The organism is Amycolatopsis sp. DG1A-15b (assembly GCF_030285645.1).
In the GTDB taxonomy this organism is placed as follows: Bacteria; Actinomycetota; Actinomycetes; order Mycobacteriales; family Pseudonocardiaceae; genus Amycolatopsis.
In genome coordinates this window covers 1,202,337-1,225,704 of sequence record NZ_CP127296.1, presented here as the reverse complement: position 1 = coordinate 1,225,704, position 23,368 = coordinate 1,202,337, and the positions used below count along the sequence as shown (strand labels likewise).

General features: G+C 72.8%; 25 protein-coding genes. 10 read left to right on the top strand and 15 right to left on the bottom strand.

From position 1 onward, the window contains the following. Positions 1 to 12: 12 nt before the first annotated feature. Both QRY02_RS05685 and sigJ read right to left on the bottom strand, forming a co-directional pair. Positions 13 to 1,188, bottom strand: coding sequence for an NAD(P)/FAD-dependent oxidoreductase (locus QRY02_RS05685; protein WP_285990437.1), 1,176 nt, complete (start codon positions 1,186 to 1,188; stop codon positions 13 to 15). A gap of 82 nt (positions 1,189 to 1,270) precedes the next feature. Then, a complete protein-coding gene (gene sigJ / locus QRY02_RS05680; protein ID WP_285990436.1) occupies positions 1,271 to 2,215 on the bottom strand; it encodes an RNA polymerase sigma factor SigJ in 945 nt (314 codons plus the stop codon). A gap of 48 nt (positions 2,216 to 2,263) precedes the next feature. On the opposite strand from sigJ, the gene QRY02_RS05675 reads away from it, so the two are divergent. Continuing rightward, positions 2,264 to 3,919: a glycoside hydrolase family 13 protein gene (locus QRY02_RS05675; protein WP_285990435.1), complete on the top strand. Its 1,656-nt coding sequence runs from the start codon at positions 2,264 to 2,266 to the stop codon at positions 3,917 to 3,919. Positions 3,920 to 3,923: 4 nt separating this feature from the next. On the opposite strand, the gene QRY02_RS05670 is transcribed toward QRY02_RS05675, so the two are convergent. After that, positions 3,924 to 4,256, bottom strand: coding sequence for a helix-turn-helix transcriptional regulator (locus tag QRY02_RS05670; RefSeq protein WP_285990434.1), 333 nt, complete (start codon positions 4,254 to 4,256; stop codon positions 3,924 to 3,926). A 184-nt stretch (positions 4,257 to 4,440) separates the two neighbouring features. On the opposite strand from QRY02_RS05670, the gene QRY02_RS05665 reads away from it, so the two are divergent. From QRY02_RS05665 to QRY02_RS05650, 4 genes are read left to right on the top strand one after another with little or no spacing between them, the layout of a single operon-like run. Next, complete coding sequence (locus tag QRY02_RS05665) at positions 4,441 to 5,364, top strand: TerC family protein (protein ID WP_285990433.1); 924 nt, start codon at positions 4,441 to 4,443, stop codon at positions 5,362 to 5,364. Between the two features lie 2 nt (positions 5,365 to 5,366). Beyond that, positions 5,367 to 5,741: a bacteriophage spanin2 family protein gene (locus tag QRY02_RS05660; protein ID WP_285990432.1), complete on the top strand. Its 375-nt coding sequence runs from the start codon at positions 5,367 to 5,369 to the stop codon at positions 5,739 to 5,741. Then, entirely contained in the window at positions 5,738 to 6,385 is a 648-nt protein-coding gene (locus QRY02_RS05655; RefSeq protein WP_285990431.1) for a DedA family protein, read from the top strand. Before QRY02_RS05660 ends, QRY02_RS05655 begins: the two co-directional genes overlap by 4 nt. Positions 6,386 to 6,396: 11 nt before the next feature. Then, positions 6,397 to 6,879: a hypothetical protein gene (locus QRY02_RS05650; RefSeq protein WP_285990430.1), complete on the top strand. Its 483-nt coding sequence runs from the start codon at positions 6,397 to 6,399 to the stop codon at positions 6,877 to 6,879. Between the two features lie 172 nt (positions 6,880 to 7,051). Here QRY02_RS05650 and QRY02_RS05645 read toward each other — a convergent pair whose 3' ends face one another. From QRY02_RS05645 to QRY02_RS05625, 5 genes are all read right to left on the bottom strand, one after another. Further along, entirely contained in the window at positions 7,052 to 8,020 is a 969-nt protein-coding gene (locus QRY02_RS05645; RefSeq protein ID WP_502874243.1) for an RNA polymerase subunit sigma-70, read from the bottom strand. Next, positions 8,017 to 8,589 (bottom strand): maleylpyruvate isomerase family mycothiol-dependent enzyme, encoded by a 573-nt coding sequence (locus tag QRY02_RS05640; protein ID WP_285990428.1) that lies wholly within the window; start codon positions 8,587 to 8,589, stop codon positions 8,017 to 8,019. Before QRY02_RS05640 ends, QRY02_RS05645 begins: the two co-directional genes overlap by 4 nt. Then, entirely contained in the window at positions 8,567 to 9,343 is a 777-nt protein-coding gene (locus QRY02_RS05635) for an isocitrate lyase/PEP mutase family protein (protein ID WP_285990427.1), read from the bottom strand. The genes QRY02_RS05640 and QRY02_RS05635 overlap by 23 nt, the downstream gene beginning before the upstream one ends. Positions 9,344 to 9,347: 4 nt before the next feature. Next, the gene (locus tag QRY02_RS05630; RefSeq protein WP_285990426.1) at positions 9,348 to 10,694 is read right to left on the bottom strand and encodes a DHA2 family efflux MFS transporter permease subunit; all 1,347 of its coding nucleotides are present in this window, start codon (positions 10,692 to 10,694) and stop codon (positions 9,348 to 9,350) included. Positions 10,695 to 10,868: 174 nt separating this feature from the next. Beyond that, positions 10,869 to 11,819: a helix-turn-helix transcriptional regulator gene (locus QRY02_RS05625; RefSeq protein WP_285990425.1), complete on the bottom strand. Its 951-nt coding sequence runs from the start codon at positions 11,817 to 11,819 to the stop codon at positions 10,869 to 10,871. Between the two features lie 62 nt (positions 11,820 to 11,881). On the opposite strand from QRY02_RS05625, the gene QRY02_RS05620 reads away from it, so the two are divergent. Further along, entirely contained in the window at positions 11,882 to 13,030 is a 1,149-nt protein-coding gene (locus tag QRY02_RS05620) for an epoxide hydrolase family protein (RefSeq protein ID WP_285990424.1), read from the top strand. A gap of 65 nt (positions 13,031 to 13,095) precedes the next feature. Here QRY02_RS05620 and QRY02_RS05615 read toward each other — a convergent pair whose 3' ends face one another. The 3 genes from QRY02_RS05615 to QRY02_RS05605 are packed head-to-tail and all read right to left on the bottom strand — an operon-like array spanning position 13,096 to position 14,555. Beyond that, on the bottom strand, positions 13,096 to 13,764 hold the full coding sequence (locus QRY02_RS05615; protein WP_285990423.1) for a hypothetical protein: 669 nt from the start codon (positions 13,762 to 13,764) through the stop codon (positions 13,096 to 13,098). Positions 13,765 to 13,770: 6 nt separating this feature from the next. Beyond that, positions 13,771 to 14,142: a hypothetical protein gene (locus QRY02_RS05610; RefSeq protein WP_285993770.1), complete on the bottom strand. Its 372-nt coding sequence runs from the start codon at positions 14,140 to 14,142 to the stop codon at positions 13,771 to 13,773. A 44-nt stretch (positions 14,143 to 14,186) separates the two neighbouring features. Continuing rightward, a complete protein-coding gene (locus QRY02_RS05605; RefSeq protein ID WP_285990422.1) occupies positions 14,187 to 14,555 on the bottom strand; it encodes a roadblock/LC7 domain-containing protein in 369 nt (122 codons plus the stop codon). 447 nt (positions 14,556 to 15,002) lie between these two features. Between QRY02_RS05605 and QRY02_RS05600 the strand changes: the two genes are divergently transcribed. Then, the gene (locus QRY02_RS05600; protein WP_285990421.1) at positions 15,003 to 15,518 is read left to right on the top strand and encodes an RNA polymerase sigma factor; all 516 of its coding nucleotides are present in this window, start codon (positions 15,003 to 15,005) and stop codon (positions 15,516 to 15,518) included. A 27-nt stretch (positions 15,519 to 15,545) separates the two neighbouring features. Then, entirely contained in the window at positions 15,546 to 16,013 is a 468-nt protein-coding gene (locus tag QRY02_RS05595; RefSeq protein ID WP_285990420.1) for a peroxiredoxin family protein, read from the top strand. Positions 16,014 to 16,022: 9 nt separating this feature from the next. Here the strand turns inward: QRY02_RS05595 and QRY02_RS05590 are convergent, their stop codons facing one another. After that, a complete protein-coding gene (locus tag QRY02_RS05590; protein WP_285990419.1) occupies positions 16,023 to 16,862 on the bottom strand; it encodes an LLM class F420-dependent oxidoreductase in 840 nt (279 codons plus the stop codon). Between the two features lie 72 nt (positions 16,863 to 16,934). On the opposite strand from QRY02_RS05590, the gene ligA reads away from it, so the two are divergent. Together ligA and QRY02_RS05580 are read left to right on the top strand one after the other, a co-directional pair. Then, on the top strand, positions 16,935 to 18,926 hold the full coding sequence (ligA, locus tag QRY02_RS05585) for an NAD-dependent DNA ligase LigA (protein WP_285990418.1): 1,992 nt from the start codon (positions 16,935 to 16,937) through the stop codon (positions 18,924 to 18,926). Between the two features lie 102 nt (positions 18,927 to 19,028). Further along, a complete protein-coding gene (locus QRY02_RS05580) occupies positions 19,029 to 19,469 on the top strand; it encodes a hypothetical protein (protein ID WP_285990417.1) in 441 nt (146 codons plus the stop codon). A 322-nt stretch (positions 19,470 to 19,791) separates the two neighbouring features. Here QRY02_RS05580 and QRY02_RS05575 read toward each other — a convergent pair whose 3' ends face one another. The 3 genes from QRY02_RS05575 to QRY02_RS05565 are packed head-to-tail and all read right to left on the bottom strand — an operon-like array spanning position 19,792 to position 23,293. Continuing rightward, positions 19,792 to 22,086, bottom strand: a complete 2,295-nt coding sequence (locus QRY02_RS05575) for an FtsX-like permease family protein (RefSeq protein ID WP_285990416.1) — start codon at positions 22,084 to 22,086, stop codon at positions 19,792 to 19,794. Next, positions 22,083 to 22,772 carry an ABC transporter ATP-binding protein gene (locus QRY02_RS05570; protein ID WP_285990415.1) on the bottom strand — a complete coding sequence of 230 codons (690 nt, stop codon included), beginning with the start codon at positions 22,770 to 22,772 and terminating at the stop codon, positions 22,083 to 22,085. Before QRY02_RS05570 ends, QRY02_RS05575 begins: the two co-directional genes overlap by 4 nt. Beyond that, positions 22,772 to 23,293: a PadR family transcriptional regulator gene (locus QRY02_RS05565; protein WP_285990414.1), complete on the bottom strand. Its 522-nt coding sequence runs from the start codon at positions 23,291 to 23,293 to the stop codon at positions 22,772 to 22,774. The genes QRY02_RS05570 and QRY02_RS05565 overlap by 1 nt, the downstream gene beginning before the upstream one ends. Positions 23,294 to 23,368: the final 75 nt, after the last annotated feature.

The window sequence follows — 23,368 nt, the reverse complement described above, 5'->3', positions numbered from 1 at the left end:
TCTCCAGCGGTATCAGACGGTCGTCGTGGCCGGTTCTCCGGCCAGGACCGGGTGGCGGCGACGCGACGGGGCCATCGAGGTCGGGTGCGAGATGCTCCAGGCCGCGCTCTTGCAGATGATTTCCTTGACGCGCGCGGCCGCCTTACCGGTGAGGGCGGACGGTTTCGGCTGGTCGTCCGGGGTCACCCACTGCACGACGGCGTCGCGACGCCCGAGGCTGACGCACTGAGCGGTGTAGCCGATCTTGTTCTCCGGGAGCGGGCGTCCGGTCAGCCGGGCGGCGATGGCGTCGGCTGCCTGGCGAGCCGAGGGAACGCCCGAGGCGCAGGACATCCGCAGCGGGTGGCCGTTCGCGCCCGGGGCGAACGCGGCGTCGCCGACGGCGTAGACGTCCGCGTGCGAGACCGACCGCATCGTGTCGTCGACGACGATCTGCCCCGTCGCGGAGACCTCCAGGGTGGTGGCCGCGGCGATGGGGTGGACGGCGAACCCGGCCGTCCAGACGGTCACCCGGGCCGGGATCGTGCGGCCGTCGGCGGTGATCGCGGCGGACGGCTCGACGCCGGCGATGGCGGTGTTTTCGTGCACGGTGATGCCGAGCCGGTCGAACGCCTTCCGCAGGTGGTTGCGCGCCTTCTCGTTCAGCCAGTCACCGAGACCGGCGCGGGCGGCGAGGGCGACGTCGAGGTCGGGGCGGGCTTCGGCGATTTCGGTGACGGCTTCGATGCCGGTGAGGCCGCCGCCGACGACGAGCACGGTGCCGCCCGCGGCGAGCCCGGCCAGCCGCGCCCGCAGCCGCAGCGCGGACTGCTTGCCCGCGATGTGGTGGGTGTGCTCGGCGACGCCGGGAACGCCGCTGTCGGCGGCGGTGCTGCCGAGGGCGTAGACGAGGGTGTCGTAGGCGATTTCGTCGCCGCCCGCGAGGGCGACGGTCTTGCGTTCGGCGTCGACGGCGGTGACCCGCGCGATCCGCACCTGCACCCCGGTGCCCGCGAAGACGTCGGCCAGCGGGCGGGGCTTCAGGTCCTGGCCGGTCGCCAGCTGGTGCATGCGGATGCGCTCGACGAACTCGGGGTCGGCGTTGACGAGGGTGATCTCGGTGCCGGCGGGGTGCAGCCGCTTGGCGAGCCGGCCGGCGGCGTTGGCTCCGGCGTAGCCGGCTCCGAGGACGACGATGCGGTGCTTCATGGTTTCGCTCCTGTCCGGTCGGTGTGTGCTCCCTGAACCGGACAGCGGCGCGAAACCTGACAGCCGTGGGGTGTGACCTGAGTCACCAGGGGTCGGCGAACGGTTCCCCGTGGTCGCCGGTGGCCCAGTGGCGCGTCGCGCGCTCGAGCTTGCCGGGGTTCGCCTGGGTGTGGACGGCCGCGATGCCGTCGGCGGTCACCTCCAGCGAGACGACGGCGGCGACCCGGTCGCCGACCACCAGCACCAACGCGGGCACGCCGTTGGTGACCCCGGGGAACAGGAGGGGCCGGCCGCCGATCATCGCCCACCTGGCCGGGTTGGGCTCGAACAGCCCGCGCAGGAACCGCGCCACCCGCACCGCACCGGTGATCGGCAACGGCAACGAGAAGACCACGCCACCACCGTCACCCGCGTGGATCGCGTCGTCGGCCAGCAGCTTCACCAGCGCGTCGGTCCGGCCGCTGAGGGCCGCGGCGAGGAACTCCTCGACGATCTTGCGGGCAGCGGTGGCGTCGACCTCGACCCGGCGCCGGTCGGCGGCCAGGTGCTGCTTGGCCCGCCGGTGGATCTGCTGGCAGTTCGGCTCGGTGAGGTCGAGCACCTCCGCGATCTCGGCGTGCGAGTACCCGAACGCCTCGCGCAGCACGTACACGACCCGTTCCTTGGCCGACAGCCGCTCCATCAGCGTGAGCATCGCGATGGAGACCGATTCACGTTGTTCGACGGTCTCGGAGGGACCGAGCATCCGGTCCCCGGCGAAGACCGGCTCGGGCAGCCACTGGCCGACGTAGGTCTCCCGCCGGGCCCGCGCCGAGGTGAGCCGGTTGAGGCAGAGGTTGGTGAGCACCTTCGTCAGCCACGCTTCGGGCGTCTCGATGCGCTCCCGGTCCGAGGACTGCCAGCGCAGGAACGTGTCCTGAACGGCGTCCTCGGCGTCGCCGGCCGACCCCAGCAGGCGGTAGGCGATGGCCTCCAGCCTCCCCCTGGCCCCCTCGAACACCTCGACCTCGTGCGTCCCCACCGGCATGCTTCCAGTCAACCATCCGCGCCGGGGCACGCGTGCGAAGATCCCGAGGTGTCTTCGACTTCCTCCCGCCCGCGCTCGTTCTGGGACGACGCGGTGGTGTACCAGCTCTACGTCCGTTCCTTCGCCGACAGCGACGGCGACGGGGTCGGTGACCTCGGCGGGGTGATCCGGCGGCTCGGCCACATCGCCGGGCTCGGCGCCGACGCGATCTGGCTGAACCCCTGCTACCCCTCGCCGCAGGCCGATCACGGCTACGACATCGCCGACTACCACGGCATCAACCCGGAGTACGGCAGCCTCGAGACGTTCGACCGCCTGGTCGCCGAGGCTCACGCCCGCGGCCTGCGGATCCTCATGGACCTGGTGCCCAACCACTGCTCGGAGCGCCACCCCTGGTTCACCGCGGCCCTGGCCGCCGGCCCCGGCTCCCCCGAGCGTGCGCGGTTCGTCTTCCGCGACGGCCGGGGCGACGAGCCGCCCAACAACTGGCAGTCGGTCTTCGGCGGGCCCGCGTGGACCCGGGTCACCGAACCCGACGGCACGCCCGGGCAGTGGTACCTGCACCTGTTCACCCGCGAGCAGCCGGACTTCGACTGGCGCAACCCGGAAGTCCTGGCCTACTTCGACGACGTCCTGCGGTTCTGGTTCGACCGCGGCGTGGACGGGTTCCGCATCGACGTGTGCCACGGCCTGGTCAAGGACGCCGCCCTGCGCGACTGGGACCCGGCCGACGGCGGCTACAACGCCTACAGCTGGAACCGGCCGGAGGTGCACGACATCTTCCGGCGCTGGCACGCCCTCGCCGCCGGCTACGGCCGCCAGCGCGACCTGCTGCTGGTCGGTGAGGTCTGGGTCCCGGACCCGGCCGACCTGGACCGCTACCTGCGCCCGGACGAGCTGCACCAGGCGTTCTCGTTCGACCTGCTCGTCCAGCCGTGGGAGGCGCGCGCCCTGCGCGGGGCCATCGAACGCGCCACGGCCCGCACCGCGGTGCACGGCGCCCCGGCGGCGTGGACGCTGGCCAACCACGACGTCCACCGGGCGGTCACGCGCTACGGCATCGTCCGCCCCGAGGCCGCCCCGGCGAGCAACGACGCCTTCGCGGCCCTGATGCGCCCCCGCGGCGAAGTCGACGCGGAACTCGGCGAGCGCCGGGCCCGGGCGGCACTGCTCCTGGTGCTGGCCCTGCCCGGCTCGGTGTTCCTGTACCAGGGCGAAGAACTCGGCTTGCCGGAGGTCCAGGACCTGCCCGACGAAGCCCGGCAAGACCCGGTGTTCCACCGCACCGGAGGCCGGGAGAAGGGCCGCGACGGCTGCCGGGTCCCGCTGCCGTGGGTGGCGGACGCCCCGGCGTTCGGGTTCGGCACGGGGGTGCCGTGGTTGCCGCAGCCGCCGTGGTTCGCCCGCTACGCGGTGGACGTGCAGGAGCAGGACGAGGCCTCGATGCTGCAGCTGTACCGCCGCGCCGTCCGCGCCCGGCGGGAGCTGCGGTCGGGCACACCGGGCCCGGTGGAGTGGCTCGACACCGGCGACGACGCGGTGCTGGCGTTCCGGCACGGCGGGCTGGTGTGCGTGGTCAACACCGGGAGCACGCCGTTCGCGGCGCCCGGCGGCTGGGGTGCGGTGCTGCTCGGCGGCGACGGGGCCGGTGGGGTGGCGGGCGACTCCGCGGCCTGGTTCGTGCCGCCGGCTCGGCTCGGGTAGGCGATCAGCCTGCCGCTCCTCGCCGCCGGGTGATCGCCGCGTCGGGTGCCGGGAGTTCGCCGGGATCGAGGCCGAGCGCCGCGACCAGGTCGGCCACCCGGTGGTGCGCCTCCAGCGGGTGGCGCAGCCGGCCTTCCGGGTGGATCTTGTAGTGGTTGCGCCGTCCGACGCGCTCGCGCTCGAGGTAGCCCTCCGCGATCAGGTCCGCGAGGATCAGCTGCACCCCGCGTTCGGTGATGCCCACCCGCTCGGCGATGTCGTGCAGCGTCCGGTCGGGATCCGCGGCCACGCACAGCAGGACGTGCGCGTGGTTGCTGAGGAACGTCCACGAAGCCATACCGGCCACAGTAGACGTCCGAACTTGACAGACGAAGTCCAGTTCGTCATTCTGGAGTCACGGAGGGGAGTACCCGCCCGGTCCGGCATCGTCAATCCGGCTGCCCCTGAGCAGCCCGGTGCCGGCGTCACCGTCAGGTGACCGGGGAGACCTCCGGTTCGTCACCGAACCGGAGGAGTGTCTCGTGACCGTCCCGATCTGGGCCTGGGCCGCCGTGCTCGGCGTCATCCTGGCCATGCTCGCGATCGACCTGGCCGCCCACCGCAAGACACCCGTCGTCGGCGTCCGGTCGGCGCTGGCCTGGTCCGGCGCGTGGGTGGTGCTCGGGCTCGCCTTCGGCGCCGTGGTCTGGTGGGTCTGGGGCGCGGAGTTCGCGGGCCAGTACTTCGCCGGCTACGTCATCGAGAAATCCCTCGCCGTCGACAACGTCTTCGTGTTCGCGATCATCTTCGGCTACTTCGCGGTCCCCCGTGAGTACCAGCACCGAATCCTGTTCTACGGCGTGGTGGGTGCCCTGGTGTTCCGGGCGGTGTTCATCGCCGCGGGCTCGGTGCTGATCGCGAGCTTCGCCTGGATCCTCTACGTCTTCGGCGCTTTCCTCGTCATCACCGGCGTGCGGATGGCGCTGCACCGCGACGAGACGGTCGACTACGAGCAGAACCGGGTGCTGCGGGCGTTCCGCCGGCTCGTCCCGTCCACCGACGGCGACCACGGCGGGAAGTTCCTGGTCCGGCAGGCCGGCCGCTGGGTCGCCACGCCGCTGCTGGCGGTCCTGGTGCTGATCGAGGTCACCGACGTCGTCTTCGCGGTCGACTCGATCCCGGCGATCTTCGCCGTCACCCAGGAACCGTTCCTGGTGTTCACGTCGAACGCCTTCGCGGTCCTCGGCCTGCGGGCGATGTACTTCCTGCTCGCCGACGTGATGCACCGGTTCGTGTACCTGAAGCTCGGCTTGGCGCTGGTGCTGGTCTGGGTCGGCGTGAAGATGCTGCTGCTGGACGTCTGGAAGATCCCGACGGTGCTCTCGCTGGGCGTGGTCGGCGCCATCCTCGCGACGGCGGTCACCGCCAGCCTGCTCCGAACCTCCGCTGTCTCCCGAAAGGAATGACCATGCGCCTCAAGACAACGGTCCTCGCCGGAGGTCTCCTGCTGACCCTGACGGGCTGCGGCGTGGCCGAGACGGCCGGCCAGGTGGGCAACGCGGCCTCGACGGCGGCGGTCTGCGCGGACGCGGTCCGGATCGCCACGGCGAACCCGGACCTGACGAACCCCCAGGCGGCGGCCGACCGGGCCCACGCGGCGGCGGACGAGCTGACGGGGCTGGCCGCGAAGGCGGCGAACACCACGGCGGCCGAAGCGATCAACGGCTTGGCGACGACGTTGCGCGAGACGACGGTCGACGAGCTGGTGAAGACCCCGGCAGCCTGGGTGCAGGAGAAGGCGGACCAGGTGGCGGCCCTGACCAAGGCCTGCGCCGGCTCATGACGGGCGCCGCCATCGTCCCGGCCACCACCGGAGAACCGACCGGGGTGGCCGGGTGGGCCGTCGGGCTGATGGAGTCGCTCGGGGGTCCCGGCGCCGCCCTCGTCGTCGGGCTGGACAACCTCTTCCCGCCCCTGCCCAGCGAGCTCGTCCTGCCGCTCGCCGGGTTCGCCGCCGGGCAGGGTGCCTTCACGCTCGGCGGTGCTCTCTTCTGGACCACCCTCGGGTCCGTGGCCGGTGCCGTCGTCGTCTACCTGCTGGGCCTGCGGCTCGGGCACGACCGCACGCGCCGGCTCGTCGGCCGGCTCCCACTGGTCAAGGCCGCCGACTTCGACCGCACCGCGGCCTGGTTCGCCCGGCACGGCGGCAAGGCCGTCTTCTTCGGCCGGATGATCCCGGTCTTCCGGAGCTTCATCTCCGTTCCCGCCGGGGTCGAACGGATGCCGTTCGGGCGGTTCCTGCTCTACACCACGGCGGGCAGCTTGATCTGGAACACCGGGTTCGTCGTCGCGGGCTACCTGCTCGGCGAGAACTGGCCGCTGGTCGAGCGGTACGCCGGGTTCTTCCAGTACGCCGTCCTGGCGATCGTCACCGTCGCGATCGGACTGTTCGTGGTCCGCCGGATCAAGGAGCGCAAGGCCGTTTAAGGTTCCTCACCATGAGCCAAGCCGTCGTGTCCGCCCTGCGGGAACGTGTGTATGCGACGCTGGTCGGCCTGTCGACCGTGCTGGTCCTGGTGAGCTACGCGAACGAGACATCGGCGCCGGAGGCCGTCGCGGACATCGCGTCCGCCATGGGCGCGCTCTGCCTGGCGGGCGGGTTCGCGGACGTGAGCGCCCACCGCATCGCCCACGGCCGGTTTCCCCGCGGCCCCGATCTGCGCCACATCCTCAAGGCGGCGAGCCACGTCCTGGAAACCGCCCTGCTGCCGCTGCTCAGCGTCGGTGCCGCGGCACTGGGCTGGCTGCCGCTGAGCACCGCCCTGTGGCTCGCCGCCCTGTCGCTCGTGCTCACGATCGCCGTACTGGCCCTGCTCGCGACGCGGCGCACGGCCGTCCGGTGGCCGGTCAAGCTGCTGCTCTTCGTCGTCGAGGTGGCGATCGCCCTCGCCGTCGTGGGCGTGAAGCTGCTCGCCCACTAAGAGGTTCGGCGCCTCCGGGGCCGCCTGCCGGCGGCGGCTGACCGAGTGGCAGGAGGCCGGTGTCCGGCAGCAGCTGCCCGGGCGACTGCTCGCGCCGGGCTGCGCGCCGCCGGGCTGCTGGACCTGTCCGCGCACTGGTCGACTCCACCCACCTCGAAGTCTGAACCGCCCACTAGAGCCGGCCGGGCAACCCGGCCGCCGTCACCAGCCGGGGGTCGTGGAACTTGACCGCCCGGGAGAAGCGGCCGTCGGTCACCGTGAACACCCACAGCCCGTCGGCGCGCCGGACGCCCGTGGTGTCGGGACGGTAGCTGCCCGCGGCGGGCTGGCCGTTGGCTCGGGTGGGCAGCAGCCGGGCCGCGCCGCCCGGGGCGGTGAAGGCCCGCTCCAGGAACGGCAGGCACACCGCCACGCCGCGGAACCAGACCGGGTGCGGCACCGCTTCGAGGCTGAAGTCGTCCTGGATGACGGTGCGCAGCGCCACGGTGTCCTCGGCCTCGAACGCCGCGATGTAGCGGTCGAGCAGCGCGCGCTCGTCCTCCGGGCCGGGCGGCTCCGGCCGGCCGTCGAGGTCCAGTTCGTCGAGCCGGACGCGGGCCCGCTGCAGGAGGCTCTTCACCGCGGGCACGCTGATGCCGAGGACGTCCGCGATTTCGGCGGCCGACCAGGAGAGGACTTCGCGCAGCAGGAACGCGGCGCGCTGCCGAGCCGGGAGGTGCTGCAGGGCCGCGACCAGCGCCAGCCGGACCGACTCGCGCCGCACCACGACCTCCCCCGGATCGCCGAGCACGGCGTCGGGCAGCGGCCCGAGCCACGCGACCGAGTCGTCGGCGAAGACCCGCGCCCCCGGATCGTCGGACGGTGCGCCGAGCCCGGCGGGCAGCACCCGCCGGCTGCGGTGGTTCAGCTCGGTGAGGCAGGTGTTGGTGGCGATCCGGTAGAGCCACGTCTTGAGGGACGACCGCCCTTCGAAGGCGTCCACGCCCCGGACGGCCTTGAGGTAGGTCTCCTGGACGACGTCTTCGGCGTCCTGGTAGGACCCGGTCATCCGGTAGCAGTGCGCGACCAGCGCCGGGCGCAGCGAGCCGAACTCGTCCCGCAGCCGCTCCTCGGAAGACACCACACGCTCCTCGTTCGTCATGGACATCGTCGATCATCCCTCCCGAGGGCGGCGAGCAGCCGGGCACCGGGAGGACGCCCCGGCGGCAGGGTGACGGGCTCGGCGAACACCCCCCGGCGCGTGCCGCCGTCGAGCACCGACGGCAGTTCGGCGAGCAACCGGGTGGCGAGCTCGCCGGGGATCGGCCGGGCCGGGTCGGCGTCCCAGCCGTGGACGGCCGCTTCGATGGCGCCCACGACGATCAGCTGGTGACACGGCAGCGCCAGCCCGTCGACGGCGACCGCGCGCCGGCCGCGAAGATCCCTTGCCGCGGCCGTGAGCGCGGCCGCGGCGTCGCCGAGATCGCGCCGGAGGCACCGGGCGGTGACCGGTCCGGTCCGCGCCGGCGTGTCCGGCGGCACGACGCCGGACGCGAGTGCGGTGGCCACGCAGCGGAGGGACCCCGTGAGGTGGGCAAGCGCGTCGGCGACGGTCCAGCCGTCGCAGGCCGAGGGCCGGCCGAGATCGGCGAGACCGACCCCGGCCGCCGACGCGACGGCGTGCTCGAGCGCGGCGGCGAGCATCGCCTCATCGGCCGGCGGCCCGGGCACCGGGTACCTCCATCCCCGCCGCGCGGCGCAGCTCCTCGAGCCCGCCGCGCATCGCCGCCATCCCCGCGCGGTAGAACCGCGGTCCGAAGGACACCCTGGCGACCCCCAGCGCCGCCAGGGTGTCCAAATCCAGCTCCGCGCCTGTGTTCCCGTTGACCGGCCCGGGCACGCCGGCGACCACCTTCCCGAGGTCGGCCGCGGTCGAAATACCGATCGGGTAGACACAATCCGCCCCGGCCTCGCGATACAGCCGCCCGCGCCGGATCGCCTCGTCCGTCCGCTCGGCTCCCGAAAACCCGCTCGGCGGCAGGAAAGTGTCGATCCGCGCGTTGAGCACCAAGGACTCCCCGGCCGCCGCGCGGATCGCGGCCAGCCGGTCCGCCTGGGCCGTCGCGGGCACCAGTCCCCCGGCCCGGTGGTCGGTGTCCTCGAGGTTGCAGCCCGCCACCCCGGCGGAAAGCAGTTCGGCCACGAGCTGGTCCGGCTCGAGGCCGTAGCCCGCCTCGGCGTCCACCGTCACCGGAACCGGCGCCGCGCGGGCGATCCGCGCCACGGCGGCGAACATCTCCCGCCACGGCGCCCGTTCGCCGTCTTCGTGGCCCAGCGCGCCGGCCACCGCGGCGCTGGACGTCGCCACGACCGGGAATCCCATGTGGACGACGAGTTCCGCGCTCGCCTCGTCCCACGCGTTCGGCAGCACCAGCAGCTTCCCGTGGTGCAGTTCGCGCAACTGAACGGCTTTCGGCTCGGACATGGCTCTACTCCTTCGTTTCACGGCGGGGAATGACGGAACCGGCCAGCGCGCCGGCCGCGGCGAGCACGGCGCTGCCCACGGCGGCCGCCGTGAACCCGGCGGAAAACTCGGCCCTCGAGGCGTAGCTGCCGGTCAGCGAGAAAGCGGCCACCAGGAGCGCCACGCCGAACGCCCCGCCGAGCTGCCGCATCGCGCTGAAGGCGCCGGAGGCCTTGCCGAGGAACCGCGGCGCGACGGACGTCAGCACCGCGCTCTGCGCGGCGGGCAGGCACATCGCGATCCCCGTGCCGGACAGCACGAGCGGCACGGCGATCACGCCATAGCCGATCGACGGCCCGGCGACCAGGGCGATCCACCCCATGGCGAGGGCGTGCAGCCCCAGCCCCGCCACGATGAACGGCCGCTCGCCGAACCGGCCGGCCAGCCGGCCCGCCAGCTGCGGCACGACCGTCGTCGTCAGCCCCCACGGCGCCAGCCCGAGCCCGGCGGCCAGCGGCCCGTACCCCAGCCCCTCCTGCAGGAACTGGGCCATGAAGAACACCGCACCCAGCGCGGACGCCCAGTGGAAGAAGATCACGGCGTTGCCGGCGGCGAACCGGCGGGACCGGAACAGGTGCAGCGGCAGCATCGGGTGGGCGGCTCGCCGCTGCCACGCCACGAACGCGCCGAACGCCACCAGCCCGGCCACCAGCGGCCCCAGCACGGCCACGCTGCTCCAGCCGGCCGAGTTGCCCTGGACCAGGCCCCACACCACCCCGAAGGAGCCGGCGCCGGCCAGCACCAGGCCCGGGACGTCGAGGACCGGGTCCGGGCCGTGGCTCTCCTCGACCCGGGTCAGCGCGAAGTACGCCAACGCCGCCCCGATCGGGACGTTGATCCAGAAGATCCACGGCCACGAGATGCCTTCCACGACCGCGCCGCCGAGCAGCGGCCCGAGGGGCACCGCCACCCCGCTGACGCTCGCGAACACCCCCAGGGCCTTGGGCCGCAGCCCGGCTGGGAAGGCGGCCCCGAGCAGGGCGAGCGCGAGCGGCATGACGAACGCGGCCCCGGCGCCCTGCAGCACCCGCCCGGCGATCAGGACCGCCACGCCGGGCGCGACCGCGCAGACCAGCGACGCCGCCGCGAACAGCGTCACCCCCGCCGTGAAGACCCGGCGCCGCCCCCAGCGGTCACCGGCCGCTGCCGCCGTCATGAGCAGGACGGCGAAGCTCAGGCCGTAGGCGTTGACCGTCCACTCGAGCTCGGTGACCGACGCGCCGAGGCCGGTCCTGATCGCCGGCAGGGCGGTCGCCACGACCAGCGCGTCGAGGACGACCATCAGCGACGCCACCGAGGTGATGACGAGCACCCATCTTCGCTGTGCCGGTCCCGCGGCCGGGGCCACCGGCGTGGGTGATGTCCTGGTGCGCACTCGTGTCTCCTCGCCTCCGGTCACCGGCGCCTGCGCCGCTTCCGAAGACATGGACTCCGCGCGGTCCCCGAAGGAATCGGTGCCCCGGGGACCCGGCGCGGTCACCTCGGCTCAGCCGGCCGCCTTGCCGAACCTCGCCGCCAGCGCACGGACGTGGTCGACGAGTTCCGGGGGCTCGTGCACCTGGAAGTCGAAGCCCTTGCCGGCGACGTAGATCGCCAGCTCGTCGAGCGAGTCGGAGCCGGCGCGCAGGGTGCAGCTGTGCTCGTCGATCGGTTCCAGCGCCGCGGTGGTGGGGGCGATCCGCTCGGCCGCGGTCTCGGCGCTGACGTGCAGGGTGAACCGGCCCTGGTAGCGGTAGGCCGACGTCGAGATCGCCCGCGAGGTGTAGCCGCCGAGATCGGGGGCGGGCGGCGTGCGCGGGGTGAACCGCGGCCCGGTGGGCGTGCGGGGTTCGAGGCGGTCGACGCGGTAGGTGCGCCAGTCCGCGCGGTCGACGTCCCAGGCGACGAGGTACCAGCGCCGTCCGGTGTGCACCAGCCGGTGCGGCTCCGTCGTGCGGACGCTCTCGGTGCCGTCGTGGGCGCGGTAGCCGAAGCGCAGCCGCACCGAGTCGCGGACGGCGGCGGCGATGGCGGTGAGGGTGTCCGGGTCGGCGGTGGGGCCGGTGCCGGCCAGCGGCACCGTCGCCGACCGCAGGGCGTTGATCCGGTGGCGCAGCCGGGACGGCAGCACCTGTTCGAGCTTGGCCAGCGCGCGCACCGACGTCTCCTCGATGCCGGTGATCGAGCCGCCCGCAGCGGTGCGCAGGCCCATCGCGACGGCGACGGCTTCGTCGTCGTCGAGCAGCAGCGGCGGCAGGTCCGCGCCGGCGCCCAGCCGGTAGCCGGCGGTGCCCGCGGTGGCCAGCACCGGGTAGCCGAGCGCGCGCAGCCGTTCGATGTCGCGGCGCACGGTCCGCGGGGTGATGTCGAGGCGTTCGGCCAGTTCGGCTCCGGACCGGTCGCGCCGGGTCTGCAGGAGCGAAAGCAGCCGCAGCAGCCGTGCCGAGGTTTCCCGCATGCGGCTCATTCTGCTCTTCGCCTAGGACCGAAGCTGACCTAACCAGCTCCTAGGTTGGAGGCATGCGGAACAACGAAGAGATCCGGCCCTTCACCATCGACGTCCCCCAGGCCGACCTGGACGACCTGCGCGACCGGCTCACCCGCACCCGGTGGGCGGCGGACCTGCCCGGCGCGGGCTGGAGCCGCGGGGTACCGGTGAGCTACCTCAAGGAGCTGGCCGGGTACTGGCGCGACGGCTACGACTGGCGCGCCCACGAGCGGAAGCTGAACGCGTTTCCCCAGTTCGTCACCGAGATCGACGGGCAGGACATCCACTTCCTGCACGTCCGCTCCCCCGAGCCGGACGCCCTGCCGCTGATCCTGATCCACGGCTGGCCCGGTTCGATCGTCGAGTTCCTGAACGTGATCGGCCCGCTGACCGACCCGCGCGCCCACGGAGGCGACCCGGCGGACGCGTTCCACCTGGTGATCCCCTCGATCCCCGGCACCGCCTTCTCCGGGCCGACCCGCGAGACGGGCTGGGACACCGGCCGGATCACCCGCGCGTTCGCCGAGCTGATGCACCGGCTCGGCTACGACCGCTACGGCGCGCAGGGCGGCGACACCGGCGCCGTCGTCGGCCCGGGCCTCGGCCGGCTCGCCCCGGACAAGGTCGTCGGCGTGCACGCCAACGGGCTCGCCGCGTTCGGGGCGCCGGACGACGGCGCCGAGCTGACCGAAGCCGAGAAGGCGCGGCTGGAGCACTTCGCGTACCTGCGGACCGAACAGTCCGGGTACGTGGCGATGCAGACGACCCGGCCGCAGACGCTGGCGCACGGGCTGCACGATTCCCCGGTGGGGCAGCTGGCCTGGATCGCGGAGAAGTTCAAGGAGTGGACCGACCCGGCCGCCGAGCTGCCGGAGGACGCGGTGGACCGCGACCTGTTGCTCACCAACGTGATGCTCTACTGGCTGACCGGCACCGGCGGGTCGTCGGCCAACTGCTACTACGAGACCGCGCACGCGGGCGCGTGGGGCGCGAGCGAGCGGTCTCCGGTGCCGACCGGGGTCGCGGTGTTCCCGCTGGACGTTTCGATCCGCGGCGCGCTCGACCGCGAGCACACGATCGTCCACTGGTCCGAGTTCGGCCGGGGCGGCCACTTCGCGGCGATGGAGGCACCCGATCTGCTGGTGGGCGACGTCCGGGCGTTCTTCGGCAAGCTGCGGTGACCGGTCCGCCGGCGGGGCGCAGGACGGCCGCCCCGCCGGTGCGGTGCTGCCCCGAGGGGCGCCGGTCAGGGTGAGACCTCCACCTCCATTCCCATGATCCGCGTGGTCCGGCGCCGCCGGAGCCAGCCCCGGACCGGTGAATCGTCCGGGATCTCCGCCAGGAACGCCTTGCGCTGGGCCGCCGTCGCCGAGCGCCAGCGCATGGCCAGCACCGGGCGGACCGGCGCGATGTAGGCCCGCACCCGTTCGTGCGCGCCGGCCAGCCGCGTCTCGTATTCGCGGTCGGGCCGGTAGGCCAGTTCCAGGTCGATCAGCGGCGCGGCGCCGCCCGCGCGGTGGTGGCAGCGCGACAGCATCCGCGCGAGCTCGTCCATCGCGCCCCGCACGCGGCAGGGCATCTGGTCCTGCCAGCGGCCGAGCTGCGGGACGGACGCCGGTGCGGCGGTCACCTCGTCGGCGAGGACGACCAGGGCCCGGATCGCCGATCCGGCCAGCTCGACGCGGATCCGCCGCCCGTTCGCGTCGACGAAGAAGCGCGGCACCCGACCGGCCACGACGGTGCCCGAGCGCAGCCGGACCCACTCCGCGACGGCGTCGGGTGACGGGCAGGACGACACGAACGTGAACGCCAGCTCCTCACCGGCGAGGTTCATCGTCACGGGGAACAGGGAACCGATGTCGTGCACGAACGCCGAGCCGACGACGAGTGCGGCGCGGGAGCCGCCTCCGGTCATCCCGGGCTACACCTGCAAATCCGTTTCGATGCGTTTGAGGTAGTGCCGGGCCAGCGCCAGGTTCGCCCGGTCGCGGTCCAGCACCAGGTACAGGAACAGCGAATTCCGGGAACCCACCGAATTCATCAGCCGGATCAGGTGGTACTGGCGGTGCAAGGTGATCAGGATGTCCTCGATGGAATCGTTGAGCGCCAGCGAGGACATCACCCGCAGTTTCGACCGCACCACCTCGGTGTTCCCGGCCGCGGCGACCTCCAGGTCGAGCCATTCGCCGCCGCCGCTGGTGCCCAGCGACATCCCGCTTTCGTAGTCGACCAGCGCGACGCCGACGGCGCCGCTGATCGACATGGCTTCCTTGAGTGCCGTATCGATGTTCATCATCGTGCTGCTTCCTCTCGGTGAACGGGTGGTCGGCCGGCGTGCTACGCGGCCAGGATCGAGCCGATCCGCTCGATGACGGGCCGGGATTCGAACAGCAGGCGCCCGACGTTCAGGCCCTTGTCGCCCAGCACGACCATCAGCGCCAGCCGCCCGATGGCGTAGACGGCCATGTAGCCTTCGCTGCCGAACACCACGGTCTGGTTCAGCGTGCCCTTGCCGGTGATTTCGGCGGCCTGCCGGGCGATCCCGAGATCGGCCGCGGCGAGCGCGGAGATCTTCGCCGGATCGATGTCGTCGGCGGCGTCGGCGATGATCGGGATGCCGTCGACCGCGGCCAGCACCGTGTCGGTCACCCCGGCGACGTTCTCCCGCAGGTTCCGCAGCTCGCCGGCCAGTGCTTCGAAATCCAAGGCTCTTTCTTTCTGCTCCGGAATCACGGAAGGCGAGTGGCGAAATAGTCAACCATTCGGGTTGCTCTCCACGGGACGACTTTACCGACGCCATTACTCTTGGCCAACCAGCACGAGAGCCCGAATTTCAGTCTCACACGATCGAGTGAACCTCAATTATGGGTTGTAACGGAAACAAGTGACGATGTCCATTGATCACGAAATCGGGGATTTCGATGTTCGGCGTTTCCGGGCGGGTGGCGGGAAAGGCCACGACGCGACCTCCCGGACCGACGGCGCGCCACCGGCGCCGCCCGCCGCGAGCGGGAGGCGATCCGGAAGCACCCGGCCCCGGACACGCTGAGCGACGAGACGCGCCGCCGGACCACCGTCCCGGACCGGTGGTGAATCCTGTCGGGGTGCCGGAGCCTCTTATGGGGTGTGGTCACACCGACAGGGAGAGATGCCATGGGTTGGGTCAGCGAGCGGCTCGTCGAAGCGGCGCGGGGTGGCGACCTCGAGTCGATCACGGCGGTCGTGCACGGGGCCCATCCGCACGTGCGGCGCTTCGCCGACCACCTCTGCGCGTCGCCGCAGGACGCCGAGGACGCGGCGCAGGAGGCCCTGCTCGTCCTCTACCGCAAGATCGGTTCCCTGCGGGCCTCGGCCGCGCTGGCGTCGTGGATGTTCCGGATCGTCCGGAACGAGTGCCTGCGCCGCGCCCGGCGGCTGTTCGAGGACGCCGCCGACCCCGGCCTGGCCGCGTCGGCCGAAGACGAGGTCCTCCGGCGGCTCGAAGCCGAGCGCGTCGCCGAAGCCATCCGGGCGCTGCCGGACGTCCAGCGCCATGTGCTCATCATGCGCGATGTCCTCGGGCACCCGGGACGGGCGGTCGCCGGCGCGCTCGGGCTGAGCACCGCGGCGATGAAATCCCACCTGCACCGGGCGCGGACCGCGGTCCGCGCCCGGCTGCACACCGCCTGAAAACCCACTCGCGAAAGGAAGTCCACCGTGCTCGAAGCCGGATCGCCCGCACCGCCGCTGGTGCTGGAAGACACCGATGGGCAGACCGTCCGACTGGCCGACCACCGGGGCCGGCACGCCGTCCTGCTCTACTTCATGCGGTCGACGACGTGCCCGGTCTGCCGGCGGCACGTCCGTGCCCTCGCCGAGGACGCCGCCGCGCTCGAGGCGGCCGGCGTCCGGGTCCTGATCGCGGTCCCCGAGGACCGCGCGACGGCGGCCGCGTGGCGGGCGAAGCACGAGATCCCGTTCCCGGTCCTCACCGGCCGCCGCGGCACGCCCCACGAGCTGGTGGGCCTGAGCCGGGCCGTCTTCGGCGCGCTGCAGCGGTCCGGCAGCATCCTCGTCGACGCGCAGGGGGTGGTCCGCCACGCGCACAGCGCCACCCTGCCGACCGGCAGCTACGACCGCGCGGGCATCGCCGCGGCCGTCGCCGCGCTGGGCGCCCCGGCCTGACGCGGCGGTTCAGCGCAGCGGCTCGAGCGCCTTCGCCAGCGGTTCCAGCACGGCCGGGGTGTGCGGCGGCGGCAGGTACACGATCGCCAGGTCCACCCCCGCTTCCCCGAGCGCCTCGGCTTCGGCGGCGACCTTCGCGTAATCGAGGTCCGGGTCGAGCCGGACGTGCGAGGACAGCGTGATCTCCGCCGGGTCGCGGCCGACGTCCGCGCAGTGGCGGTGCAGGACTTCACGCTTGCGGGCGAACTCCTCGGGCGGGCCGCCGACGAAGTTCCAGTGCTGGGCGTACTTCGCGGCCGTGCGCAGGGTGCGCTTCTCGCCGCTGCCGCCGATGCAGATCGGCGGGTGCGGCCGCTGGACGCCCTTCGGCTCGCAGCGGGCGTCGGTCAGCTGGTAGTGCTCGCCCCGGAACGTCGTGGTCTCCTGCGTCAGCAGCCCGACGAGGACCTCGCACGCTTCCTCGAACCGGTCGCTGCGGGCCTTGATCGAGCCCAGCTCCATGCCGTACGCGCCGGACTCCTCTTCGTTCCAGCCGGCGCCGACGCCGATCTCCAGCCGGCCGCCGGAGACGATGTCGAGCGTCGCGGCCATGTTCGCCAGCAGCGCGGGGTGGCGGTAGTGGATGCCGCTGACCAGCGTGCCCAGCCGCAGCCGCTTGGTGGCCTGTGCCAGCGCGGTCAGCGTCACCCAGCCTTCCAGGCACGGTCCGGTCGAATCGGAGAAGATGGGGTAGAAGTGGTCGAAGGTCCAGCCGGACTCGAACAGCTCGATTTCGTCCGCGGCCTGCCAGACGGCGAGCATGTCCGCCCACTCGGTGTTCTGGGGTGAGGTCTTGATGGCGAATCGCATGATCTTCATCGTAACCCTGGAGTTCTTCCAGGCTGCGGGTTCTTGTCGGGGGTGCCCGGTAACGTCCCCGGTGTGAACGCTCAGGAACGCATCCCGGAACTCGCCGACCGCATCACGGTGCTGCGTGACGCCTACTATCGGGGGTCGCCGCTGGTGGCCGACGCGGAGTACGACGCGGTCGAGGACGAGCTGCGGAGCCTGATCGAGGCGCACCCGGACCTCACGCCCGACCCGAACCCCCTCGACCAGGTCGGCGCGCCCGCGGTGCTGCACGCGCCGATCCGGCACTCGCGCCCGATGCTGTCGCTGGAGAAGGCGACCAAACCCGAGCAGGTCGAGGCGTTCTTCGACCGCTTCCCCGGCCAGCCGGTGGTCGTGATGCCGAAGCTGGACGGCCTGTCGCTGGCCGTCGTCTACGAAAACGGGCGCCTGGCCCGGGCCGTCACCCGCGGCGACGGCACCACCGGCGACGACGTCACGATGCTCGTGCGCGCCCTGACCGACGGGATCCCGGAGCAGGTCGGCGCACCGGGCCGCGTCGAGGTCCGCGGCGAAGCGGTCATGCTGCGCTCCACCTTCGCCGCCTACAACACCGCCCACCCGGACAAACCGCTGATCAACCCGCGCAACGCCGCCGCCGGCACGCTGCGCGCGAAGGACCCCGCGACGGTGGCCGAGCGCCGGTTGCGGTTCTTCGCCTTCGACCTGCACACCGAGCCCGACAGCGCCGAGACCGACCTCGGCAGCGCCCTGCACACGCTCGGCTTCACCGCGGCCGACATGCGGCGGTGCGCCGACGCCGCCGCGGCGCAGAGCGTGATCGGCGAGATCGAACAGCAGCGCAACGACCTGGACTACGACCTCGACGGCGCCGTGCTGCGGCTGGCGAGCCGGGACGCCTACGCGGCGGCCGGCACCCGGTCGAGCTCGCCCCGCGGGGCACTGGCGTTCAAGTTCGCCGCCGAGGAGAAGACGACCGTGCTGTCCGATGTGGTCTGGGACGTCGGCAAGACCGGCAAGATCGCCCCGGTCGCCTGGCTGGAACCGGTCTTCGTGGGCGGGACCACGGTCACCCGCGCGACACTGGCCAACCAGGAGGTGATCCGCGCCCGCGGCATCAAGATCGGCGACACCGTGCTGGTGCGCCGCGCCGGCGACGTGATCCCGTTCGTCGCCGGCGTGCTCGACGCCTCGAAGCGCACGGGCGCCGAGCGGGAGATCGTCCCGCCGGAGGTGTGCCCGTCGTGCGGGCAGCCGCTGACCGAGCAGGGCAACAGCCGGGAACTGTTCTGCACCAACGTGTCCTGCCCGGCCCAGACGGTGCGGCGGCTGATCCACTGGGCGTCGCGGGCGGCGGCGGACATCGACGCCATCGGCGGCGTGTGGATCGAACGGCTGGCCGAGGCGGGGATCCTGGAGCACCCGTCGGACTTCTACGGGCTGACGAAGGAAAAGCTGCTCGAGTTCGACCGCATCGGCGAGGTCTCGGCCACGCGGATGATCGAGTCGATCGACGCGAGCCGGGCGGTCGGCCTGCGCCGGGCGCTGATCGGGCTGGCGATCCCGATGGCGTCCGAAGGCACGGCCGCCCGCCTCTGCCGGGCCGGGTTCGGCTCCTTGGAGGACGTCGCGGAAGCGGGTGTCGACGGGCTCGTGGCGGTGGAGGACATCGGGCCGAAGGTCGCCGCGTCGCTGATCGAGCACCTCACCCGGCTGCGTCCCGAGCTCGAGCGCCTGCGGGAGGCGGGCGTTTCGCTGGACGTGCGCGAGGAGGACCTCCCGCCGGTCGTCGCGGCGGGCGCGCCGCTGGCGGGCAAGACGGTGGTGGTCACCGGCGCGATCAGCGACCCCCGGTCGGGCGAGAAGGTGCCCCGGCCGACGTTCCAGCGGCTCTGCGAGCGGGCGGGCGCGACCACGGCGACCTCGGTTTCGGCGAGCACGGACCTGCTCATCACCGGCGCCGACGTCGGGGCGAGCAAGCTGACGAAGGCCGAGAAGCACGGCGTCGAGGTCGTCGACCAGGGCGAGATCTGGCAGCAGCTGATCTCGGCGGGCATCGTGTAGCCGGCTCGGCGTCTCGCTTCCCGGACGCGGGTCACCCGGTCGTGGAAACCGGCCAAGCGCGACACTGAGCGTGAGTACCCGTCTTCGTCCGAAGGGACCGCGATGACCACGACCGACCTCATGGTCGCCCGCCAGCTCGGGGTGCACGAGTTCCTCACCGCACGCGGCTGGCTCCTCGACGGCGAGAGCGATCCGGCGCGGGTGTGGTTCGCCGACGACGTGCACGCGGGGTGGCACTACCCCGAGACCTACGGCGGCCGCCACATCAACGAGGTCGCCGACACCACCCCGGTGCGGCTGCAGAGCTACTTCACGTTCGGCAACGAGGGCGACGAGGTGTTCGCCCTCGTCCCGGCGGGCAACCTCCGCGGCAGCGGCTGCCCCGAGCACGACACCCAGGAGCGGTTCTTCCCGTTGACCGCGGCGGGTGCCGTGGACCTGGACGAGATCGCCACCCTGCTCGACACCCTCGAGCCGCGCGCACGGTCGCTCGACCCCCGGGCGCTGATCGAGTGCCGGTACTTCGGGCCCTGCAAACGGTGACCGGGTGGCGGCGCGGCACGGGCCGCGCCGCAACCCGCGGAGATTCCCCGCCGGCGGGCGAGCGGCGCGGCTGAACGCGACAGCCGGTAGCGCGACCACGCCGACGGCCGAGTCCGCTGGCCGGGGAGCAATCGGGTCTGCTCGCGCAAACCACGCGCGCTGCCCGGCCCGCGATCACCGCGAGGGAACGCAAGCGGCGGCCCAAACTCGCCCCGGCGGGCGAGCGGCGGCCCAAACGTGCCCGGCAGGCGAGCCGTGGCGCCGGGCGGCGAGCCCCGGTGACCGGGCCGAGGTGCCGCCCGGCGAGCCCCGGCCGACCGGCTCATTCCGAGCGCAGCGTGTCCAATCGGGTCACCTGCCGCAGCAAGGGCATCGTCAACGCGGTCACGAGCAGGACCGCCACCACCGTGGTCCCCGCCAGCGCGAGCAGCACCGGGACGTCGACGATCATCGGGCGGTCCGCCAGCCGCAGGATCGGCGCCGTCAGCCCGAGCCCCGCCGCGACCGCCAGCACCACGCCCACCACCACCGGGATCGCGGTCTGCCACAGCGCCCCGCGAGCCAGCACCCCGATCGGCACGCCGGCCGCGGACAGCGCCGCCAGCGGTCGCCGCCGTTCGCTGATCTGCTCGATCGACAGCATCAGCAGGCTCATCGCGGCCACCGCCAGCACGAACAGCGACGCGGTGATCAGCACCGCGCGGAAGCTTTCCACCATCCGCTGGTCGCGGGCGCGGAAATCGCCGAGGTAGTCGCTCTTGGTGGTCGTGGCGTTCCACGCGAGCGGCTGGACCGCCCTCGCGACGTCGTCGGTCAGCGCCTGCGGGTCTCCGGTGCCCGACACGTAGACCGCGACCGAGGACGCCGGGAGGGCGAGCCCGCCGAGCGCGCCGGGCGTGACCAGCAGGTTCTGGCCACCTCTGGCCGTGTCGTCCGACCGCACGACCCGGGCGGTGCCCGGGACCGTCCACTCCGGACCGTTCACTGCGCCGGCGCGGGAATGGCCCTGCAGCTGCACCCGGCCGGCCGGTGCCGTGCGGGCCGATGCCGTCGCCAGGTAGAACACGTCGCCGTCGGAGCAGGCGCCGATGTTCGCCAGCACCTTGAGCGCCACGCAGTCGCCGACCACGCCGTAGCTCTCCTCGCCCTTCCCGGTCCGGAACGACAGGTTCCGGACCGGGTGGGTACCGGTCACCCCGGGCACGGCCGACACCAGCTCGCGGACCTCGCCCTCGTGCTCGGCGGTGGTCTGCACCTGCACCGGGGCGGCGGCCACGCCGTCCGGAGTGACCTGCCGGTCGGAACCGCTGCCGAGCGAGGTGATCACGCCCTGGATCAGGATCGTGCCGGCCAGCACGACGACCAGGCCGGACACCACCCTGCTGGCGGTGCCGCTGTCCAGCTGCAGCCGCCGGATCGCGAGCTGCCACGACGGCGAACCGCCGTGCAGCCGCTCCACGAGCCGCTCGACCAGCCACGGCAGCAGGGCCGCGACGCCCACGAGCAGGAACACGCTGCCCACCGCGAGCGCCAGCGCGGCGGGCGTGTCGCCGTCCCCGCGGTCGAAGGCCAGGGTGGCGGCCAGGAACAGCACGCCGATCGCGGTGAGCGCCCAGCGCCACCACATCCGCCGGCGCACCGGCTTGCCCTGGCGGACCACGCCGAGCGGTTCCACGATCGTGCGGCGCAGCCCGAACAGCGCCGAACCGACCGCGAGCCCGGGTACCAGCAGCACGATCACCACGACGAACGGCCAGGACGGGACCAGGTCCTCCGGGAAGATCCGCAGGCCGAACGGCAGGATGTCGGCGACGAACGTGCGCAGCAGGGCGAAGAACCCGATCCCGGCCGCGAGCCCGATCCCGGCCCCGACCAGCGATTCGGCCGCCGCGATCCGTTTGACCTGCGGGGAGTCCAGGCCGAGCAGCCGCAGCGCGGCGAGCCGGCGTTCCCGTTGCGCCGCCCCCATCCGCGACGCGGTGGTGACGAAGATCAGCAACGGCAGCAGCAGCACCGCCGCGATCGGCAGGATGACGCCCAGCACGACCGCCGACAGCCCGAGCCCGGTGTAGGGCCGGCCGAACGCGTAGACCTTTCTGCCGTCGGCGCCCTCGGCCTCGATCTGCGCGGCCGGCACCCCGTAGAACGCGGCCAGATCGCCCGCGCCGGAGACGCCCTCCCGCGAGATCCGATCGACGACGTGCCCGGGCAGCTGCGCTTTCAGCGAGCCACCCTCCGGTCCGGCCAGCTTCGCGGCGAGCTCCGGCGACACGGCGAGCTCCCCCGGCGCGGGCAGCCGGCTGAGCCCCGGCGGCACCGGCGAGGTCGGCCCGGTCGCCGCGACCGCGGTGAGCTTCACGAACTCGTCACCCACCGACGCGTACCAGTTGTAGGCCAGCAGCGGGGCGACGCCCGCACGCGGCTCGGTGACCTGCGTGATCGCCGCCTTGCGCTCCGCCTGCGCGCCGACCAGGTGGTGGACCGCCGCCGCGGGCAGCAGCACGGCGACCGCGAGCGCGATCCCGAACGCGGTCATCGCCAGGCGCAGCAGCGCCGCGCCGGACATCCGGCCGCCCCCGACGGCCAGCCGGAGGCCCAGCGCCAGATCGCGGATCATGCGACCAGCTCCCGATCGACGGTGCGCCCGTCGAGCACCATGATCTCCCGGTCCGAATAGGCGGCCACCCGCGGCTCGTGGGTCACCAGCACCACCGCGGCGTCCGTTTCCCGCGCCGCCTCGGTGAGCATCCGCATGACCTTTTCGCCGTTGAGCGAGTCGAGCGCGCCGGTCGGCTCGTCGGCGAAGACCACCTTCGGCCCGGTCACCAGCGCCCGCGCCACCGCGACCCGCTGCGCCTGCCCGCCGGAGACGTCGCCGGGACGGCGCTTGGCCAGCCCGTCGACCTCCAGCCGGGCGAGCCATTCGGTCGCCTTGGCCTCGGCCTGCTTCCGCCGGCTTCCGGTCAGCCGCAGCGGAAGCGCGACGTTCTCGAGGCAGGACAGCTCGGGCACGAGCTGGCCGAACTGGAACACGAAGCCGAAGTCGGTGCGCCGCAACGCACTCCGGCCCTTGTCGGCCATCCCGGCGAGGTCGGCGCCGCGGTAGTCGATGGTGCCCGCGTCCGGCCGGATGATGCCGGCGAGACAGTGCAGCAGCGTCGATTTGCCCGACCCGGACGCGCCCATGATCGCGAGCACCTCCCCCGCCGAGACGGACAGCGCCGCCCCGTCGAGCGCCCGCGTCGGGCCGAACGACTTGTGCAGTCCCTTGCCGACGAGCAACGGCGTTCCCGGCCCGGCCATCAGCGCACCGCCTGTTCGAGTTCACCGAGGCGCGCGGCGGTGAGCTCCAGCCACCGCAGGTCCGCCTCGAGGTGGAAGAGCGCGTGATCGCAGATCAGCTGATCGGCGAGGTCGCCCGCATGCTTGCGTTTGGTGAGCGCGCGCATCACGTTCAGGTGCTCGCCGCGCTGGACGTCGAGCACGTCGGTGGCGCTGCGCCCGGACAGCAGCGCGAGCACCACCTTGGTGTAGAGCGTGTTCTGCAGGTACGGCTGCGGGTTTTCCGGTGTGCGCAGCCACGTCTCGACGTCGGTGACCCCCGCGTCGGTGATCGTGTAGCGCTTCCGGTCCGGCCCGTCCCCGCTCTCGACGCCCGCCACTTCGACCATGCCGTTGCGCAGCAGCCGTGACAGCGTCGAATAGACCTGGCCGTAAGCCAGCGGGCGGTCCTGCCCGAACTGCTCGTCGTACGCCCGTTTCAGGTCGTAGCCATGCCGCGGGCCGGACTCGAGCAAAGCGAGCAAGGTGTGCGAAATCGACATTCCCCTGATCCCTCCTCGACCCCGGATCCGGGGTCGAGGATCACTATACCGCAGGAGTATACCCACCGTGTATAC

Excerpts from the sequence above, each read along its gene's own strand:
- QRY02_RS05685 (WP_285990437.1), bottom strand. The coding sequence starts at position 1,188 with ATGAAGCACCGCATCGTCGTCCTCGGAGCCGGCTACGCCGGAGCCAAC.
- sigJ (WP_285990436.1), bottom strand. The coding sequence starts at position 2,215 with ATGCCGGTGGGGACGCACGAGGTCGAGGTGTTCGAGGGGGCCAGGGGG.
- QRY02_RS05670 (WP_285990434.1), bottom strand. The coding sequence starts at position 4,256 with ATGGCTTCGTGGACGTTCCTCAGCAACCACGCGCACGTCCTGCTGTGC.
- QRY02_RS05660 (WP_285990432.1), top strand. The coding sequence starts at position 5,367 with ATGCGCCTCAAGACAACGGTCCTCGCCGGAGGTCTCCTGCTGACCCTG.
- QRY02_RS05655 (WP_285990431.1), top strand. The coding sequence starts at position 5,738 with ATGACGGGCGCCGCCATCGTCCCGGCCACCACCGGAGAACCGACCGGG.
- QRY02_RS05650 (WP_285990430.1), top strand. The coding sequence starts at position 6,397 with ATGAGCCAAGCCGTCGTGTCCGCCCTGCGGGAACGTGTGTATGCGACG.
- QRY02_RS05645 (WP_502874243.1), bottom strand. The coding sequence starts at position 8,020 with ATGACGAACGAGGAGCGTGTGGTGTCTTCCGAGGAGCGGCTGCGGGAC.
- QRY02_RS05635 (WP_285990427.1), bottom strand. The coding sequence starts at position 9,343 with ATGTCCGAGCCGAAAGCCGTTCAGTTGCGCGAACTGCACCACGGGAAG.
- QRY02_RS05625 (WP_285990425.1), bottom strand. The coding sequence starts at position 11,819 with ATGCGGGAAACCTCGGCACGGCTGCTGCGGCTGCTTTCGCTCCTGCAG.
- QRY02_RS05620 (WP_285990424.1), top strand. The coding sequence starts at position 11,882 with ATGCGGAACAACGAAGAGATCCGGCCCTTCACCATCGACGTCCCCCAG.
- QRY02_RS05615 (WP_285990423.1), bottom strand. The coding sequence starts at position 13,764 with ATGACCGGAGGCGGCTCCCGCGCCGCACTCGTCGTCGGCTCGGCGTTC.
- QRY02_RS05610 (WP_285993770.1), bottom strand. The coding sequence starts at position 14,142 with ATGAACATCGATACGGCACTCAAGGAAGCCATGTCGATCAGCGGCGCC.
- QRY02_RS05600 (WP_285990421.1), top strand. The coding sequence starts at position 15,003 with ATGGGTTGGGTCAGCGAGCGGCTCGTCGAAGCGGCGCGGGGTGGCGAC.
- QRY02_RS05590 (WP_285990419.1), bottom strand. The coding sequence starts at position 16,862 with ATGCGATTCGCCATCAAGACCTCACCCCAGAACACCGAGTGGGCGGAC.
- QRY02_RS05580 (WP_285990417.1), top strand. The coding sequence starts at position 19,029 with ATGACCACGACCGACCTCATGGTCGCCCGCCAGCTCGGGGTGCACGAG.
- QRY02_RS05575 (WP_285990416.1), bottom strand. The coding sequence starts at position 22,086 with ATGATCCGCGATCTGGCGCTGGGCCTCCGGCTGGCCGTCGGGGGCGGC.
- QRY02_RS05570 (WP_285990415.1), bottom strand. The coding sequence starts at position 22,772 with ATGGCCGGGCCGGGAACGCCGTTGCTCGTCGGCAAGGGACTGCACAAG.
- QRY02_RS05565 (WP_285990414.1), bottom strand. The coding sequence starts at position 23,293 with ATGTCGATTTCGCACACCTTGCTCGCTTTGCTCGAGTCCGGCCCGCGG.